Source organism: Nostoc sp. FACHB-152, from assembly GCF_014697475.1.
Taxonomy (GTDB): domain Bacteria; phylum Cyanobacteriota; class Cyanobacteriia; order Cyanobacteriales; family Nostocaceae; genus Nostoc_B.
Window position 1 is genome coordinate 1 of sequence record NZ_JACJRV010000036.1, and the last position, 17,131, is coordinate 17,131.

Here is a 17,131-nt window from a genome sequence, read left to right on the forward strand (position 1 = left end):
CTCCTGCGTCACAATGGTTTTGATTCTCTAACCAGAGCAATCCGAAATTGCGCCCATGATATTAAATTACTTTTTTCCTTTTTAAAATGAAACAGTCCTGCGCCAAGGGGACGTTCCGAAAATTCCAACTCCAGCAGTCGTCAAACCCGCAAGTTCCGACAACTCTTCACAAACATCCAAAAACTTGGAAGCGATTTCATACCTCCAAGTTTTTGAAGAATTCTAAGCTAAAGCAACGGCTGGTTGTGGCCAGCGTCCTAGTGCTTTGCCAACTACAGATAGTTCTTGCATTAATTGGTCAAACCGGGCTGGTGTGAGGGACTGCGGCCCGTCAGAGAGAGCTTTTTTCGGGTTCGGGTGAACCTCAATCATCAAAGAATCAGTACCAGATGCGATCGCAGCCATTGCCATTGATGGCACAAATTCTGCCCAGCCGACACCATGACTAGGGTCAATCATAATTGGTAAATGTGTCAACTTCCGCAATACAGGCACTACCGATAAATCTAGGGTGTTGCGAGTATATTGGCGGTCAAAGGTGCGAATTCCGCGTTCACACAAAATCACATTAGGATTTCCCGCCGCCAAAATGTATTCAGCCGCCATCAACCACTCTTCAATGGTGGCTGACATTCCCCGCTTTAAAAGCACTGGCTTCGGTTGCGCTCCCACTTTTTTGAGTAGGGAGAAATTTTGCATATTTCTTGCGCCTACTTGAACGACATCCGCAATTTCGGCAATTTTATCTAGTTCAGCCGCGTCCATAACTTCTGTAATGATGCCCAGTCCACTTACTTCTCGCGCCTTGGCTAGTAGATCTAAAGCACTCTCGCCATGTCCTTGAAAGGCATAAGGTGAAGTTCGGGGTTTGTATGCACCACCACGTAAAAATTTAGCACCAGCAGCTTTCACGCGCTGTGCTGTTTCGACAATCATTTCTTCGTTTTCAACTGAGCAAGGGCCAGCCACGACTACCAAAGGGTGATTTTCGCCAAACACAACTGCGCCAGCTGGTGTATTAACTATCACTTCCGATGCTTCGTCGTGGCGGTATTGGCGGCTAGCACGCTTATATGGTTGTTCTACCCGCAGTACTTGCTCAATCCACGGGCTAATTTCTTGAATTTGCAGAGGATCTAAGTCGGCAGTTTCGCCAACTAAGCCAATTACTACTTTATGCTTCCCGATGATTTTTTCTGGTGTTAATCCCCAGCTAGTTAGTTCCTCGTCAATGCGGTTAATTTCCGCCTCTGGGGAACCAATTTTCATGACTACAATCATCTTAAAATTCCCTGATTAGTTGAGTTGGATATTAAATGGTAAGGGTAACTATTTGAGAGTTTCAGATCCCCGACTTCTTAAAGAAGTCGAGGATCTTTTTGTTTGCAAATGATGTAGAACTGCTATATTTGTGGTTCTAATTATTTAGTGTAATTTTAATAATTAAAAACTAACCTTGATTAATTATAAAAAATAAAGCGATCGCCTGTTGGGTGACTGAAGATTGGGTTTAATCAAGGACAATATTTTTAAATAGCAATGTTGAAGTTATGAAATTTTAACTTCAACATTTACTCTCATACCCAATACCGCAGTTATCTGAATACGCGATCGCAATTTATTAAACGTTCTTTTGCCGCGTTTCGCGCCAAACCGCTACCATGCGACCCCAATTAGTGCCGAACTCACTCAAACCTAGCAAGCTTCCTGTTCTTTCTTCATCCCATGAGGCTGACAGAACCCCATAAGTGATTCCCAACACCCCTAAACCAAATAACCCCATATTTACCAATAAAACGGCAAGGGGTGGTAGTTGAATATGCGCTTGAGTAGCCAGCAAATAGCTAACTACTAGGGTGGCAATTCCCAAAGCTGTGGGGCCACCACAAAATACTGCTACCCGCCGAATCATCCTTTGGCTCACCACTTGGGGTATAGCCATTTCTTCTTTGTTAAAAGGCGGTTGCTTGCTGGCTGCTTTTTCTGGGGTATTTACCTTGATGGGAGCTTTTTGAACTTTTACAGGTTTTTGGCGTTTTTTGTTCGGTTCAAAAGGCAAGCGACTGCGTTCAGATTCTTCAGCAGACATAAGCGGTAGTCCCTATCCACGAATACCAAGGCGAGCAATCAAAGCTTGATATTTTTCCCGGCTTTCTTGTTGGAGATAAGCCAGCAGACGCTTACGATGACCAATTAGCTTTAATAAACCTCTCCGGGAAGAATGGTCTTTTTTATTGGCTTGCAGGTGTTCGCTGAGGCGGTTAATCCGCTCGGTGAGCATAGCAATTTGAACGTCCGTCGAACCAGTATCGGTTTCGTGAACTTGGAAGTTGGAGATTATTTCTTGTTTGCGCTGTTGCGTCAGAGCCATGATCGATTAAATTTCTAATTTTTCTAAATATATGCAGCAGTCTCCCATAATATCACAGCCATTAGACTGTATGGGGGATTACCGGGAATTTAGGGAGATGGGGGCAGGGGAGCGGAGGAGTAGAGGGGCAGGGGAGAAATTATTTACATCTTTAGGAAAAGACTTTATTTTTCTAAGCAATTCTTTTATACGACTCATATTTGATTTGTGAAAAAAACTCAGTAGATTTTTACCTGCCTTCTTTACTATTGCCTATTGCCTGTTCCCTATACATACGAAACCTAATTACAAAAGACACGAATTTTTAATAGTAGATCTCGAATACTGATCGGTTGATGGATCATGTCATTTGCTCCACATTCTAGCCCTTGCTGTATAAGTGATGTACTACAAGCTGTAATCAAGAGAATCGGTAAATAGACAAATCGAGGATGATTGCGAAGGCATCGAGTCAGTTCATAACCGCTAATTCTTGGCAATACCACGTTTAATAGTGCTAAATCTGGTTGATGCGCTTCAATTAAACTTAAAGCCTTACTACCGGTGTCTGCCAAGACAATTTCATAACCTTCAAGCTCCAAAACCAGTTTTAACAATGCCAAGTTTTCTGAACAACCATCAGCAATCACAATTCGAGAGGCAGAATCAAAACGCCTTGGGGTTGATTCTGCTGGTGTCGAATTCAGTTGCGACAACTGTATTCGATAGTTTATTCCCTCTATGGCTTCTACAGCAGATTGAAACCGTGTGAAAGTCGCCCGAATTTCTGCTAACTGCTGCTCACGAGTCAACTTACTGAACCAGAAGCGGTATAACTCTTTGTAACTTATGCTTGGGAGTTCGGACATACAAATGTCTCTTTATATTGATAGTTCCGTGGCTTTTTGGTTTGCTTTTGGTTTGCTAAATTCAAAAATCTCCACTGCTTATGTACGCTATCGTACCTAATTTGTCCTCAACGTACACAAAAATAGTCACAGCGATTACTTCTGCTTTTTGATAGAATGCTTAACGCTAAAGGCTCCTTATTTTATTTGTGATTCAACTCAGCACTCGATGTCCATTTCCGAAGATCCTCGTGCCGCAGTTCGTAATCAACTTCTGTCTAGCCTGCCGCTAGAGGAATATCAGCGACTCCTACCTCACTTAGAAACGATTTATCTTTCTTTATGGCAAACTCTCTACAATGTTGACGAACCCATTGAATATGTCTATTTCCCCCAAACTGCGATGGTTTCTCTGCTGATTTTGATGGCAGATGGAACTGCTGTTGAGATTGCTACTGTTGGTAAGGAGGGAATGGTTGGTGCGCCTTTGCTACTAGGTGAAGGGCGTTTTCCTGGTAAGGCGATCGCTCAGGTTCCTGGCATTGCTTTCCGGATGAAGGCTGAGGCGTTTAAGGCTGAGATCGCTGATAAAAGTTCGATGTATCATCTGCTGCAACGTTATACCCAAATACTATTCAATCAAGTAGCACAAACAGCAGCCTGCAACCGTTTACATTCGCTTGAAGAACGATTCGGTCGATGGTTGTTGACCATTCACGATCAAGTTGGTGCTGATGAATTTTTGTTAACACAAGAATCTCTGGCGCAAATGCTGGGTGTACGCCGCGCCGGGGTTAGTGAAGTTGCTCGTTTATTTCAACAAAAAGGAGCAATTCAATATAGCCGTGGCAAAATGATGATTCTGAACCGAAAAGGTTTAGAGACTAGTGTTTGTGAGTGCTATGGCAAAATTCAAAAAGAGTTTGAGCGTTTGTCAAATCCTCCTAAAAATCGTGAGTAATCACTAACTAAGGTAAGTCTGAAATAAATTACATTCAGTCATACAGTCTCATTAGGAAGGGGGATACAAAGTTGGCTCTAATCTTAAGTGATTTTCTCTAGTTTCAACTTGAGGAGATATAGAAAACTGTTCTGGCATTACTAAATGCATCAGAAGAGATGCAATTTGCTCTAAAGGAAGCATAAAATCGCACACTTGAGCATCAACAGTACCCTGAGAATGATGGGAACGTCGAAGCTTTGCTTGGGTAGGCGCGATCGTTTTGCCACCACACTGTCTAATGGTTTGCAATGCCAATAAATCTTCGTTTTCTGTGAGAGCAACGGCAATAGCATCTGCTTTGCAATTACTAGCTAGTGAGGTCAAAAATACATCAGCCGCAGGATCAACATTCGCTGTGTTTTGTAGACACAGTATCTGGTTGGGAGTAATGGTGAAACTTTGATTTGGTAATTTCACATAAACCACTCCTGAACTTAGCTGCTCTCCATTCTCAGCCTGCTTAACTCGCAAAGCGATTTCGCTATCTAGAATATTCACTGCATACTCAGGTAGGAAGGCTGTCGGCTGTTGAATCATCACAATCGCCGCAGGAAAGTTAGCTGGTAAGGAAGATAAAATTGTAAAAATATCCTTAAATTTTCCTGCACAAGATGTAATGGCGATGATTTTGCTAGTTTTTGGTAAAACACTGTGACGTTGAGTCACGATTAGCTCCCCTAGAGAGATTGAGGTTACTTAAATCGAGTGAGTGACAACTCATTCATTACTTATAGCTCAAAAGCTTAACTTATGTACGCTAGCGTACGATAGATGTACATTAGTGTACATAGTTGTTTAATTCTATCTTGTGTGTCTGTGCAGAAAGCCTTTTGGCAGAAGACTTTTGTCAATGAATTTATGTATAGAAATTAAGAAGGCTTAATTAAAGAACTAATGCCTACCTCTAATGAACCCAGTACTCCGCACAATCAGCTTTTGAGTGCGCTATCTCAAGAAGAGTATGAGCGGCTTCTGCCTTTTTTAGAAACAGTTTATTTGCCACTCAAGCAAACTCTCTATGAAGTGAATGAACCTATCGAATACGTCTACTTTCCTCAAACGGTTGTTATTTCTCTGCTGACTGTCATGGATAATGGGGATGCAGTTGAAATTGGTACAGTTGGTAATGAAGGGATGGTAGGCATTCCTGTACTTCTGGAAACAGATCAAGTTCCCAGCCGTACTTTTTCCCAAATTCCTGGTTTAGCGTTAAGAATGAGAACTGACACATTCAAGCGTGAAGTCCCTCCAGGAAGTCAACTCTATAGTTTGCTGCAACGTTACATTCAAACTCTGTTTAATCAAGTAGCACAGTCAGCTGCTTGCAATCGCCTACATTTAATTGAAAAGCGATTCTGTCGCTGGCTATTGATGACTCACGATCGCGCCGGTTCAGATGAGTTCGTATTAACGCAAGAGTTTTTAGCTCATATGCTGGGTGTACGCCGGGCTGGAGTGAGTGAAGTGGCTAGTCAGTTTCAAGAGTTTGGATTCATTCGTTACAATCGCGGCAATATGATTATTTTGGATAGAAAGGGCTTAGAAGCGAATGCTTGTGAGTGCTATGCCAAAATTAAAGAACAGTTTAAGCGTTTGGCTGGCAAAAATTAGTTGGGTTGGAGATTAGTGATTAACGTGAGTTCGACGGACATTAAGAACTTAATACGGTTCGGATAAGCATTTTGAACTAAGAATTGGTTTGGGGAAAAGGTTAAAGGTTTTTCTTCCCTTTTCCCCCTTCGCCTTTCCCCTTTAACCGAACCGTATTGCCCTTACACCTAATTAAATAGCAGCAATCGGAGATGGTAAATTCACCTTTAACCGCTTAAACATCGCTTCTCGTGCTTGCATTGCTAGGTCATCATCTAATGGTTTGAGGGTGATGGGTTGTTGATACTTCAACCGCAACGCTGTTTGAATTAACCAGTCAGCGACAAAGGGATTTTTTGGTAATAAGGGGCCGTGAGAATAAGTAGCGATCGCATTCTGATAAAATGCGCCTTCGGTACCATCTTCGCCATTATTGCCTAAGCCATACACTACACGCCCCAAGGCTTCTACTTTGCCTAACTTGGTGCGTCCGCCGTGATTTTCAAAACCGACGAGATAGGGTTTGCTACCTGTCATTTCGGCTAAATCTTTTGCTAGGCGTGAAGCTGTCACTTCAATTACCAAGTTACCGATACAACGTTTGGTATTTTCCCCAGGATGGATAGAAACTAAATCGAGTATCCCTAAACCTTCAATACGCTGTCCAAATCCTGGTTCATAATAATGTCCTAGCAGTTGGGGTGAACCACAGGTAAATACTCCTGGCGTAGCATTTTCGATTTTTTCGCGCATTGCGTCAGCCTTCGCGCCTTGCAAGTCACGCATCACAATTTCTTGTTGACGGTCTTGTGCGCCACCACCAACAATCACATCTACAGATTTAATATCTTCGGCGGTGGAGTTTTGGTCTAAAGGTAATACCTTGACGCTGTATCCTCGCCACTGGGCGCGGCGTTCTATTGTAATTACATTACCGCGATCGCCATAGGTACTCATTAAGGTCGGATACAACCAACCAATCGTTAATTCTAATTGTTCAGAACTCATAACTTTTTACTCATAACTGATAATTTATAACTTTTTTCTCTATGTGGTTGCAGAATCCGGCGCAGATCCACAACCAAAGACGCTGGGGTCAAAAACAGGGTGTAGGGTGTGGGGTGTAGGGAAGACGGCATTGGTTGGGACTTGTACCCCCACAAATGCCATTGTCTTAAAATACGGGGTGTACTGTCGGGGTTGTTGGGGCTGTCTTTTCCCCTACACCCACTCAGCCCACCCCAACGGGCTGGGGTCAGCATATCGTAAATCTATCTTCGGTAATGGGTTTGGTAGTTAAAATTTTTGGACGGACAGACATATAGTAATTATCGCCAGGCTTCAGTATTTTAGGTCACAGTTTTGTAATTGTCAGACAGTCATAATCTCCAGAGGTAACTGTAAATTTACTAAATATTGGGTAAATAGTTACACTGTTTTTTCAAATTACGAAAAAGTTAACTTTGTTTAACTAAGCGACAAATTCTTAATATCTAAAACGGAGATTATATGCAAGCAATTGAAGCTCCCAATTTGACGGTAATTGCCTTTGAAAATGCAGTTCCTGTGTCTCAACTACCTTCTGTGTGGCAAGATATTGCTAAAGGGTTGGCAAATGTGGGAATGCCTGATCCACAAATTTATGTTGAGATGGCGCAGTTATTTCAATATAAGTTAGAACAGGGTGATGTTGACTTATTTAACGAACGTCCAGAACTAGACTATTTTAAATCGTCATTCTCCCAGCTATTTGGAAAGTTAGCTTGGGAAACCCTAGAATTTTACGGTTATGACTTTATAAAAACTAGCTATCCAGATTTTGCTACACTGCTTCAAGATGTAGAATCAAAGGGAGAAGAGTTTGCAAATGAAGTAAAAGTAGCTCAAATAGGAATAGAACTTTTCCAAGAGTTTGGCTATGAACTACCAGCTAGTTTTTATCATGTGCATCTAGCACCAATTTACCGCGATCATGTATTTGAAGAACGCGCTTTAAGGTTTGATAAGCGAGATATCGAACATAAGCGTTCTTGGGATGCGATATTACACGCAGGTAAGGTTTTTGCGATGCAAATGAAGGTGCAAAGCATCGCCTCTAAATATGGCTTTACTTATCAACATGGTTGTGGTTGCAACTCTCATTTATCTTCTATTGATCCATCTCGTGGGGCATTTGATTATGAATTTAATCCCCAAAAGCGTCAACGGTGGTTGAGAAGTTTTATCTGGACTGCTTGGTATGAATACGCTTTCTTTCCTATTGTCCCGAATACCATTTATTTAACTTGAGTTCGATGAGGGCTGTTTTGACCTCACCCCCAGCCCCTCTCCTACGAGGAGAGGGGAGTAAAACTCTTATTTTTCATTGCTCCTCCCTCGCCTTTTAGGAGAGGGAGGCTGGGAGGGAGAGGTCTGTCGAATTCACGTTTATTTAGTTTAGGAAGTGAGAAAGATTATAAAAAAGCTTCTCAATTCCCCATTTCCCATTCCCTATTCTTAAAGAATTTTTCTTCCAGTCAATACTTCACGCACTTCTAGCATGGCAGAATATGTAGGTAGAATGTGCAAAGTTTCGTTGTCTGGTGTATTTTTTAAGGCAGTTGCGATCGCTTGCTTTAAATCTTCTTCGACAATTAAGTTTAAATTACTCTCAACAGATTTTTCGCTATAGCGTAAACGTAATGCCATATCATAAACGCGATCGCCACTCACTACAATAGTTCCGCCGCGTTCGACTAATTTTTCTGTATCCACATCCCAAATCCAGGATACATCAGTGCCATCGGGAGTGCGATCGTTCAACACCATCAGTGTAGTTTTATCAGTACTTTGATTCACTACTCTAATAGTTTCATTAGTCCCTACAGGATTTTTTGATAATAAAATTCTGACCTTTTTACCATCAATTACTAAATCTTCCGCACGACCAAAAGCAGCTTGGAAATTATTAATAGTATCTCTAATTGTGGCTTCATCAACACCCAATTCAATAGCAGCCGTAACCGCAGCTAAAGTATTGTATTTGTTGTACAAACCAACCAGAATTTGCCCCCATTCACTGCTTTCTAGGGTTGGTTTACTCTTACTAAAGCCGCAACTTGGACAGGTAAAATCTCCCAAGTGAGACAAGTACACACCTTTGTAATCTAAAGAATGTCCACAATTGGGACAGTAAATAGAATCTACAGCGTGCTGAATAGCTTCGAGATATTGTTCTGGTTCATTCAAGCCAAAGAATAACACCCGTTGCGGTAACTGCTGACCAAGGTGAGATAAAGTCGGGTCATCAGCATTGGGAATGACAACCGTTTCCTTGGGGAGAGTCGAAATTACCTTTGTCCAGCGTTTACTGATGGTATCTACTTCGCCGTATCTGTCGAGTTGGTCGCGGAACAAGTTTAAACAGAGGATGATGCGCGGCTGGAGTGGCGTTAAGACCTTGGGGACAATGTTCTCGTCTACTTCCAAAATGGCGTAGTCAGCCGCCAGCGTACCCACCAAATTAGTGTTTTCTAGTAACGCTGTCATCAAGCCATTTTCGAGATTTGCACCTGTGGAGTTGTGCGCGACGCGATAGCCTTTGCGTTCGAGAATTGTTTTTAACAACAGCGACGTAGTAGTTTTACCATTCGTCCCAGCAATGAGAATTACGCCATTTTTTACCTGCTGACTCAATAATTGCAAGAGTCGAGGTTCAATGCGACGTGCAATTGACCCTGGTAATACACTAGCAGCACCTAAACGCAGCGATCGCACTCCAAAAGTTACGCTTTTTGCCGCCAATACCGCAAAACCAAGTCGCAGTCTATCTATCAGTTTGATTTTTTTGCCCACAACTGTACCCTAATCTTGTTGCTAATTAATGTAGTTGTAAATTTAATCCTGTGAGTTTAGCTAATCCTGACTGAAAAAGCCAGCCTGAGATATTTAGGTATTAAATAAAATTCTTCTCCCACTCCCCACTCCCCACTCCCCACTCCCTACTCCCTACAGATCCCCATAGGCGTTATCTTAAAAAATAGTGCGTGGGTGTAATTACATATCCAGCTTAGTTTGCCGAATTCAGCACAAACTTACGACCAATCGTAGCTTGCAAGCAAGGTTCCTTTTGATGAATATTACAAAGTTTCTTTTTTTACAAAAACTAATGGCTGACTGGCGACGGTTGGTATCCAAATGCCTGTTGTTGCTTGTTTGCCTACTGATGCTCAGTATCAAGCCAGCTTTCGCTGGTATTAATGATGATATTTACGATGGCAATATGTTTGTAGTTTATTCTGGCAATGGTTCCTTGGTTCCACCAAGACAAACACTAGCACAGACTTTAAAAGAACATAAGCCTGCATTTTTGGCATTTTATGTTGATGACAGCAGCGATTGCAAAAAATATGCCATTGTAATTTCTCGTGTACAGGAATTCTACGGTCGAGCGGCTGAGATTATTCCTGTTGATGTCGATACAATTCCACTCAAAGAGAAATACGATCCTACTGAAGCAGGATATTACTACTCTGGTGCTGTCCCCCAAGTTGTGGTGTTTAACCAGTCAGGCCAGGTAATTTTAAATAAAAAAGGTCAAGTACCCTTTGAGGAAATAGACGATAAATTCCGAGAAGTGTTTGATTTATTACCACGCACTGAGTCAGTGGAATTAAAACGCCGCTCATTTAATGAATTTAGTAGTGAGTTAGCGAAATAACTGCCAGGGTAGACCATCTGGGTCTACCCTAATTTTTAGTACTGTCGGCTACTGCATCACCCATCATCCAAAGGATAATGTTTAAATAACCTGTTTTAACAAAAGAGGAAGTTAATTAATAGTCCAAAGTTGCAAAACGATTGACTATTGACTAATAACTAATGACAAAAAGAGTAGGTTCTGATGTCAAAAGTTTACACTACCGAAGAGCTAATCCAAATTTTGGCAGCCGAACGCCAAGCTTGTCTTAAGGGGGAGCGTCTGAAGTTAGAGGTAACTGTCTCTGGCAATCCTGTAATAGACCAGTTTATCAGAACCGAAGGGTTCCAAAAGTTCACTGCCTATCAAGATTTTAAGGCGGCTATTCACGATTATCAAAGAGAACATCAAGTTTCGGGTATTGTTTGGCGTGAGATGACAGTCAAAGGGAAAAGCTTGCGCTATCCCGAAGTAGATACCGAATTAGTGGGGCTGACTAGTGACATAGCAATATTACAATCTGCCAAAAATTCGATCTTGAATTTTTGGTATGAAGTCACTGGGGATATGGATTTATATTTAAGTTTTAATAACAGTAAGCAATATCAACAAATTACCACATCTGATGTCGAAAGAATTGCTCAAAGAACCCAATGGGCAAGTTTATGGAAATGGCAAAATTCTAACTTTTTAGAGATGATTTTACAGTTAGGATGGGGTAATCCCGAAGAAGCCCGCTATAAACGTGGTAGACCACATTCTGGTAGTGAATATATTCACGCAGTCAATCCAGGTAATTTACCTATTGGTTGAGTAATGTAGTAGGTAATAGGCAATATATGTGTTCTGCTTTTATTGAGTAGGTTGCTATGTAGAACAGTCGAGTTACCTATACGGTATCCATACCTCAACTGTGTTTTAGTTTAGGTTGGCAAATTGGGATTTCAATTACAAATTTACTACCTTCTCCGGGGCTGGAATCACACCACATCTTACCATGATGCTTTTCTGCAACAATTTGGTAGCTGATAGATAAGCCTAAGCCTGTACCTTGACCGATGGGTTTGGTTGTGAAGAAGGGATCAAAAATGCGTGATGTTAGTGTTTCAGGGATTCCTAAACCATTATCAGCGATCGCAATTTGTACCCAATGATTAGCCATCACTTGAGTAGAAATACAAATTGTAGCTGCATGGTTTTGTAAATTAGTATTTCTCTTTTGTTGAGCAGATTCCTCCAAAGCATCTATAGCATTTGACAGTAAGTTCATAAATACTTGATTGAGTTGTCCGGCATAGCACTCAACTAAAGGTAATTCGCTGTAATTTTTCACCACTTCAATTGCCGGAAAATCTGGTTTAGACTTAAGGCGATGTTGTAAAATCAGCAACGTACTGTCGATGCCTTCATGAAGATTAACAGCTTTAAATTCGGATTCATCTAAGCGGGAGAAGTTACGCAAAGATAACACAATTTGCCGAATCCGATCAGTGCCAATTTTCATTGATTGCAATAGCTTGATCAGGTCTTCATTAATAAAGTCGAAATCCACGTCATCTAAAGTTTCTTGGAGCGTTTCTGGTGGATTGGGGTAGTGTGCCTGATATGCCTCAATTAATTTCAATAAATCTTGAGTGTAGTTATCAATATGAGCAATATTGCCATGAATAAAATTCACAGGATTATTAATTTCGTGGGCAACGCCAGCCACCAGTTGTCCCAGACTCGACATCTTTTCAGTCTGGATTAATTGAGACTGAGTTTGTTGCAAGTCCTGAAGTACTTGGGATAATTCGGTAGTCCGATTTTGAACTCGCACTTCCAGTTCTTCATTGCTTTTTTCTAAAAGCATAAAAGATTCATGCAATTGCTTGGCCATAGTGGTAAAAGCATTTGCCAAGCGGCCTAATTCGTTAGGTAACTTAGTATTAAGATCAATATCAAAATTCCCTTCAGAAACCTGATCAGTTGCAATTAGGAGCTTATTTAAGGGAGTTGTCACTTGCTTATACAAGACAGCAAACAACAGCAGGATTTCTAATACCAGGGCGATTAATCCTACATTGAGAACAAAACGGGCGTTGTTAGCTGCAATTTCTGCTAATAAAGATTTAGGGTAGACGGTGACAAAATACCAATCTGGGCCATTGATTCTGGTTACAGCCAAATATTCATCATCATCTTCTTTGGAATTATCAATCACCCCTGTCTCGACTCGCAGGGTTTTGACTACATGAAAAATATGCTGCAAATGTGCGTTACCTGACTCCAAGATGTTGAAATGCCCCAGCTTTTGTTGAATCTGAGGCATATAATCGGGATGAACAATCAAACGCCCATCGCTGCGAAAAATCAGGTTATACGTTCCATGTAGATGGTCGTTGACCGTACGTTCCATCAACTCATTAAGAATAATGTCATGCCCAATAGTTGCAATGTGATTGCCAAAGCGGTCATCTACTGGTGTTTCGACTGAAACCATCCATAGTTTTGGCACAGTGTCAAAATAAAGGCCTGTCCAAACGGTTTCTCTGGCAGGATTATGTTTTTTATCAGAAATGTAAAAATACTCCTCATTGGGCATAAATACATCCACTTTCGCCTCTATCCCCCAAGGCACTGTCGCCCAGTAATTAGCCACAAAGTTTTCAGGCCCCATGATATAAGTATCGACAAACCGATTGCTCCAGGCTGGCCCATAACTTTTCGTCAATTCATAAAAGGCCAGCATCCGGCGACGAACATCGGCCGTATTTGGGACTTGTTTTCCTATGAAGACTGACGGATACTGCTCACTATCGAACTGTTTGACAGGCAGATTCTCTAAAAAGTTACGCCTTGTACCATCAGACCATAAGTAAAATAATTTGTTAAATTGCTCGCGTGGGTCTTGATTTCCCAACTGCTCCAGTCGTTTTAATAATGCTTGTTTCAAGGTTTTATGGTTATCTTCTGCCAATTTGAACAGGCTTTCTTCTCGCTTTCCACGTTCAATAACATACTTTTGTAATTGCTCGCGGGTTTGGGATTCTAATGTGGACATCAAATGGAAGTAGCTCAGGCCGGAGGAGACAATAACAACAGCTAAAATTCTCAGCCCCATACTGAGGAGTATGTCACGAGTGAGTGAGCGGCAGAACAAATTTTTTATCAACTGACCTTTAAATCGAGGCATCATCTATAACCATACCTGTCCATATTTAGAATTCCCAAAGAGCAAGAAATATGCCAAGGTAGACCAGATTAAGTTTTAGTAAAATCTCTGCGAAAATTGTACTAATTTTTAGAAAATTAAAAGGTAGGCTTTTTATCCTACCCCAAACTCCTAAACTGTTTTAAGATATAGGCGATCGCCAGAAATCGCTACTTGCAAACTTATAATTAACACCTAGCCCTTCAACGCCTTTCTAAAGTTGCGGCGATATGATTTATTAGCGATAAATAAAGCTGGCCATAATAAAGATAAAGCAATACGATTAAGTAAGGATGGGGTAAAGTTAGTCCGCGTAAAACCAGCCCAAAACTTCCAACCTAAACCCACATAACCTACTATTAAAACAAATCCAATTAATCCGCTCATTTTAATCAACTCCGTTCGCTACTAACTTTCAGTTAAGTTAAGAATTGTCAAAATATCTCAGCAATTCTTCATTTATACTAACAAACTAGATTCTCTACTTAATTTTCAGACTACTGAAGGATGTAATAGTACATTATATTACTCTAGTTTAAAGGAGTATCTGGTATTGTAGCTAGTTAACTTAGTATTTATTGCCACATATAAAAGTTGGCTATAATTTAAGTCCAATTATAAAGATAAAAAACACATTATTCTAGAATTAGAAGTTACTGTTTCTACTCCCTTGCCACCTCTAAAGTTTTTGGAACTGTCATAATAGATGACTTGATTCCAGAAACATTGCTTAATTTTTCCTAGACAAATAGGCTATTTTCTTGAGTAAATATGCTTAACATTTATTAGATGCATCTTGTGGAAGTTCCGGAGATGAGAACATCTATAGGACACTAAGGAAAAATGAAACTACTATATTTTCATGGGTTTGTAAGCAGCTGAGGCTGCAAATAGTTTAGGAGGACTTATGCGTGCAGTACTGATGGCAGGCGGTTCGGGGACACGGCTTCGTCCGTTAACGTGCGATTTACCTAAACCTATGGTGCCGATTCTCAATCGGCCCATTGCCGAACATATTATCAATCTTCTCAAAAGACATCAAATCACTGAAGTGATTGCAACATTACATTATTTGCCTGATGTCTTGCGAGACTACTTTCAAGATGGTAGTGATTTTGGCGTACAAATGACCTACGCTGTGGAAGAAGACCAGCCTCTAGGCACGGCAGGCTGTGTGAAAAATATTGCTGAACTTCTGGATGAAACTTTTTTAGTAATTAGCGGTGATAGCATAACAGATTTTGACTTAACAGCAGCAATTGAATTTCATAAACAAAAACAATCAAAAGCAACTTTAATTTTAACTAGAGTTCCTAATCCGATTGAGTTTGGAGTAGTCATTACTGACGAACAAGGAAAAATTCAGCGATTTTTAGAAAAACCATCTACAAGCGAAATTTTTTCAGACACAGTCAACACGGGTACTTACATCCTTGAACCAGAAGTTTTAGATTATTTACCAGTTAACACCGAAACAGACTTTTCTAAAGATTTGTTTCCCTTACTTTTAGAAAAAAATGAGCCAATGTATGGCTATATTGCTCAAGGTTATTGGTGTGATGTCGGCCATTTAGATGCTTATCGTGAAGCTCAATATGATGCTTTAGATCGTAAGGTAAAACTCGAAGTCGATTATCAAGAAATATCGCCTGGTGTCTGGGTAGGGCAAAATACTTATATCGACAGGACGGCTAATATTGAAGCACCAGCCCTTATAGGTGACAATTGCCGCATTGGGTCTAAGGTGCAAATTGAAGGCGGTACAGTAATTGGTGATAACGTCACGATTGGGGCTGAAGCTAATCTCAAGCGTCCGATTGTGTGGAATGGGGCAATTATTGGCGAAGAAGCCCATCTAAGTGCCTGTGTGATTTCTCGTGGTAGCCGTGTAGACCGCCGCGCTCATGTATTAGAAGCGGCTGTGGTGGGTTCGTTATCTACGGTGGGTGAAGAAGCACAAATTAGTACTGGTGTGCGTGTTTGGCCGAGTAAGAAAATTGAGTCTGGTGCGATTTTAAACATCAACCTGATTTGGGGTAACACTGCCCAAAGGAATTTATTTGGCCAACGTGGCGTACAAGGATTAGCGAATATTGACATTACCCCAGAATTTGCTGTGCGGTTAGGTTCGGCTTACGGTTCGATTTTAAAACCTGGGTCTAAAGTCACGGTTTCGAGAGATCAACGGAATATTTCTCGTATGGTGACGCGATCGCTGATCGCCGGTTTAATGTCTGTAGGAATTGATATTCAAAACCTGGATGCTACTGCTATCCCCATCGCCCGGACAGTTATCCCTACGATGTCGGTAGCTGGCGGTATTCATATCCGAGTACATCCAGACCGCCCCGACTACATCCTGATTGAATTCATGGATGCCAAAGGGATTAACATTTCCAAAGCCCAAGAAAAGAAAATTGAAGGGGCTTACTTTAAAGAAGATATGCGCCGGGCGTTGATTCATGAAGTGGGCGATGTTGCTTACCCCAGCCAAATTAACGACCTTTACTGCACCGCTTTTGAGAAACTTCTGCACGTTGCTACGTTGCGAAATAGTCGAGCGAAAGTCGTAATTGACTATGTTTATTCTGTGTCGGGGGCGGTTTTACCCCAAATGCTGGATAAATTTGGCGCGGATGCAGTCGTACTAAATGCCAGCTTGAATAAACACGCTGTCACCACCGCAGACCGAGAAGGGTTATTGACACAGCTAGGTCATGTAGTGGAAGCACTAAAAGCAAATTTTGGTGTGCAAGTCTCGGCTAATGGCGAACAGCTAATTTTAGTAGATGAATCCGGCTTTCCGATTCGTGGGGAAATATTAACAGCACTGATGGTGGATATGATATTGACCTCCAACCCCAGAGGTACGGTAGTTGTACCAGTTCACACTTCCAGTGCAGTGGAACAAGTCGCTCGTCGCCATGATGGTAGAGTGATTCGTACCAAGGCTAACCCCACCGCTTTAATGGAAGCTTGCCAGAAAAATCCTAATGTGGTGTTGGGTGGTAGTGGGGAGACTGGGTTCATTTTTCCGCAACTGCATCCGGGGTTTGATTCGATGTTTTGCATTGCCAAGATTATTGAAATGCTAACGATTCAGGAGCGATCGCTTGCTACGGCGCGTTCAGAATTGCCCCGTGTGATTCATCGAAGTCAGACAATTCGCTGTCCTTGGACTGCGAAGGGTGCATTAATGCGATATTTGGTAGAAACTCATCCAGCCCAAAACCTCGAACTCATCGATGGGGTGAAAATTGGTCAACCTTATGATGATAATTGGGTGTTAGTTCTACCCGATGCCAGTGAGCCATTAGTACATTTGTATGCAAATAGTGGCGATCGCGATTGGGTAGATGATGCTATTAGAAACTACCGTCACCGTGTGCAGACTTTTGTGGAAAGACAACTAGAATATCACCCGGCGGAAGTTTAAAGCTATGCTCAAATACTAGTATTAATAATAACT

At 41.4% G+C, this 17,131-nt stretch carries 16 protein-coding genes; 7 read left to right on the top strand and 9 right to left on the bottom strand.

The features are described 5' to 3' along the window. Positions 1–222 precede the first annotated feature (222 nt). The 4 genes from aroF to H6G76_RS21240 all read right to left on the bottom strand — a co-directional run bounded on the left by aroF (position 223) and on the right by H6G76_RS21240 (position 3,219). On the bottom strand, positions 223–1,281 hold the full coding sequence (aroF, locus tag H6G76_RS21225) for a 3-deoxy-7-phosphoheptulonate synthase (protein WP_190705125.1): 1,059 nt from the start codon (positions 1,279–1,281) through the stop codon (positions 223–225). Positions 1,282–1,621: 340 nt separating this feature from the next. Then, entirely contained in the window at positions 1,622–2,089 is a 468-nt protein-coding gene (locus tag H6G76_RS21230; RefSeq protein WP_190705127.1) for a PAM68 family protein, read from the bottom strand. Positions 2,090–2,101: 12 nt separating this feature from the next. Beyond that, positions 2,102–2,371, bottom strand: coding sequence for a 30S ribosomal protein S15 (gene rpsO / locus H6G76_RS21235; RefSeq protein WP_190705130.1), 270 nt, complete (start codon positions 2,369–2,371; stop codon positions 2,102–2,104). A 281-nt stretch (positions 2,372–2,652) separates the two neighbouring features. Further along, complete coding sequence (locus H6G76_RS21240; protein WP_190705133.1) at positions 2,653–3,219, bottom strand: two-component system response regulator; 567 nt, start codon at positions 3,217–3,219, stop codon at positions 2,653–2,655. 208 nt (positions 3,220–3,427) lie between these two features. Between H6G76_RS21240 and H6G76_RS21245 the strand changes: the two genes are divergently transcribed. Then, a complete protein-coding gene (locus H6G76_RS21245) occupies positions 3,428–4,159 on the top strand; it encodes a Crp/Fnr family transcriptional regulator (protein WP_190705138.1) in 732 nt (243 codons plus the stop codon). Positions 4,160–4,210: 51 nt separating this feature from the next. Here the strand turns inward: H6G76_RS21245 and H6G76_RS21250 are convergent, their stop codons facing one another. Then, positions 4,211–4,867 carry a chemotaxis protein CheB gene (locus H6G76_RS21250; RefSeq protein ID WP_190705140.1) on the bottom strand — a complete coding sequence of 219 codons (657 nt, stop codon included), beginning with the start codon at positions 4,865–4,867 and terminating at the stop codon, positions 4,211–4,213. Between the two features lie 228 nt (positions 4,868–5,095). Between H6G76_RS21250 and H6G76_RS21255 the strand changes: the two genes are divergently transcribed. Next, entirely contained in the window at positions 5,096–5,812 is a 717-nt protein-coding gene (locus H6G76_RS21255) for a Crp/Fnr family transcriptional regulator (protein ID WP_190705143.1), read from the top strand. 171 nt (positions 5,813–5,983) lie between these two features. On the opposite strand, the gene H6G76_RS21260 is transcribed toward H6G76_RS21255, so the two are convergent. Further along, entirely contained in the window at positions 5,984–6,799 is an 816-nt protein-coding gene (locus H6G76_RS21260; RefSeq protein WP_190705146.1) for a type 1 glutamine amidotransferase, read from the bottom strand. Positions 6,800–6,842: 43 nt separating this feature from the next. Between H6G76_RS21260 and H6G76_RS21265 the strand changes: the two genes are divergently transcribed. Both H6G76_RS21265 and H6G76_RS21270 read left to right on the top strand, forming a co-directional pair. Further along, positions 6,843–7,091, top strand: coding sequence for a hypothetical protein (locus H6G76_RS21265; RefSeq protein WP_190705149.1), 249 nt, complete (start codon positions 6,843–6,845; stop codon positions 7,089–7,091). 209 nt (positions 7,092–7,300) lie between these two features. Then, positions 7,301–8,080: a hypothetical protein gene (locus tag H6G76_RS21270; RefSeq protein WP_190705152.1), complete on the top strand. Its 780-nt coding sequence runs from the start codon at positions 7,301–7,303 to the stop codon at positions 8,078–8,080. A 207-nt stretch (positions 8,081–8,287) separates the two neighbouring features. Here H6G76_RS21270 and H6G76_RS21275 read toward each other — a convergent pair whose 3' ends face one another. Beyond that, complete coding sequence (locus H6G76_RS21275) at positions 8,288–9,625, bottom strand: MurT ligase domain-containing protein (protein ID WP_190705154.1); 1,338 nt, start codon at positions 9,623–9,625, stop codon at positions 8,288–8,290. A gap of 277 nt (positions 9,626–9,902) precedes the next feature. On the opposite strand from H6G76_RS21275, the gene H6G76_RS21280 reads away from it, so the two are divergent. Beyond that, positions 9,903–10,490, top strand: coding sequence for a thylakoid membrane photosystem I accumulation factor (locus tag H6G76_RS21280; RefSeq protein WP_190705157.1), 588 nt, complete (start codon positions 9,903–9,905; stop codon positions 10,488–10,490). A 183-nt stretch (positions 10,491–10,673) separates the two neighbouring features. Beyond that, a complete protein-coding gene (locus H6G76_RS21285) occupies positions 10,674–11,282 on the top strand; it encodes a hypothetical protein (RefSeq protein ID WP_190705160.1) in 609 nt (202 codons plus the stop codon). 94 nt (positions 11,283–11,376) lie between these two features. Here H6G76_RS21285 and H6G76_RS21290 read toward each other — a convergent pair whose 3' ends face one another. Beyond that, complete coding sequence (locus H6G76_RS21290; protein ID WP_199337470.1) at positions 11,377–13,512, bottom strand: ATP-binding protein; 2,136 nt, start codon at positions 13,510–13,512, stop codon at positions 11,377–11,379. Between the two features lie 345 nt (positions 13,513–13,857). Next, a complete protein-coding gene (locus H6G76_RS21295; protein ID WP_190705161.1) occupies positions 13,858–14,049 on the bottom strand; it encodes a hypothetical protein in 192 nt (63 codons plus the stop codon). Between the two features lie 520 nt (positions 14,050–14,569). Between H6G76_RS21295 and H6G76_RS21300 the strand changes: the two genes are divergently transcribed. Further along, complete coding sequence (locus tag H6G76_RS21300; protein ID WP_190705164.1) at positions 14,570–17,098, top strand: mannose-1-phosphate guanyltransferase; 2,529 nt, start codon at positions 14,570–14,572, stop codon at positions 17,096–17,098. Positions 17,099–17,131 lie beyond the last annotated feature (33 nt).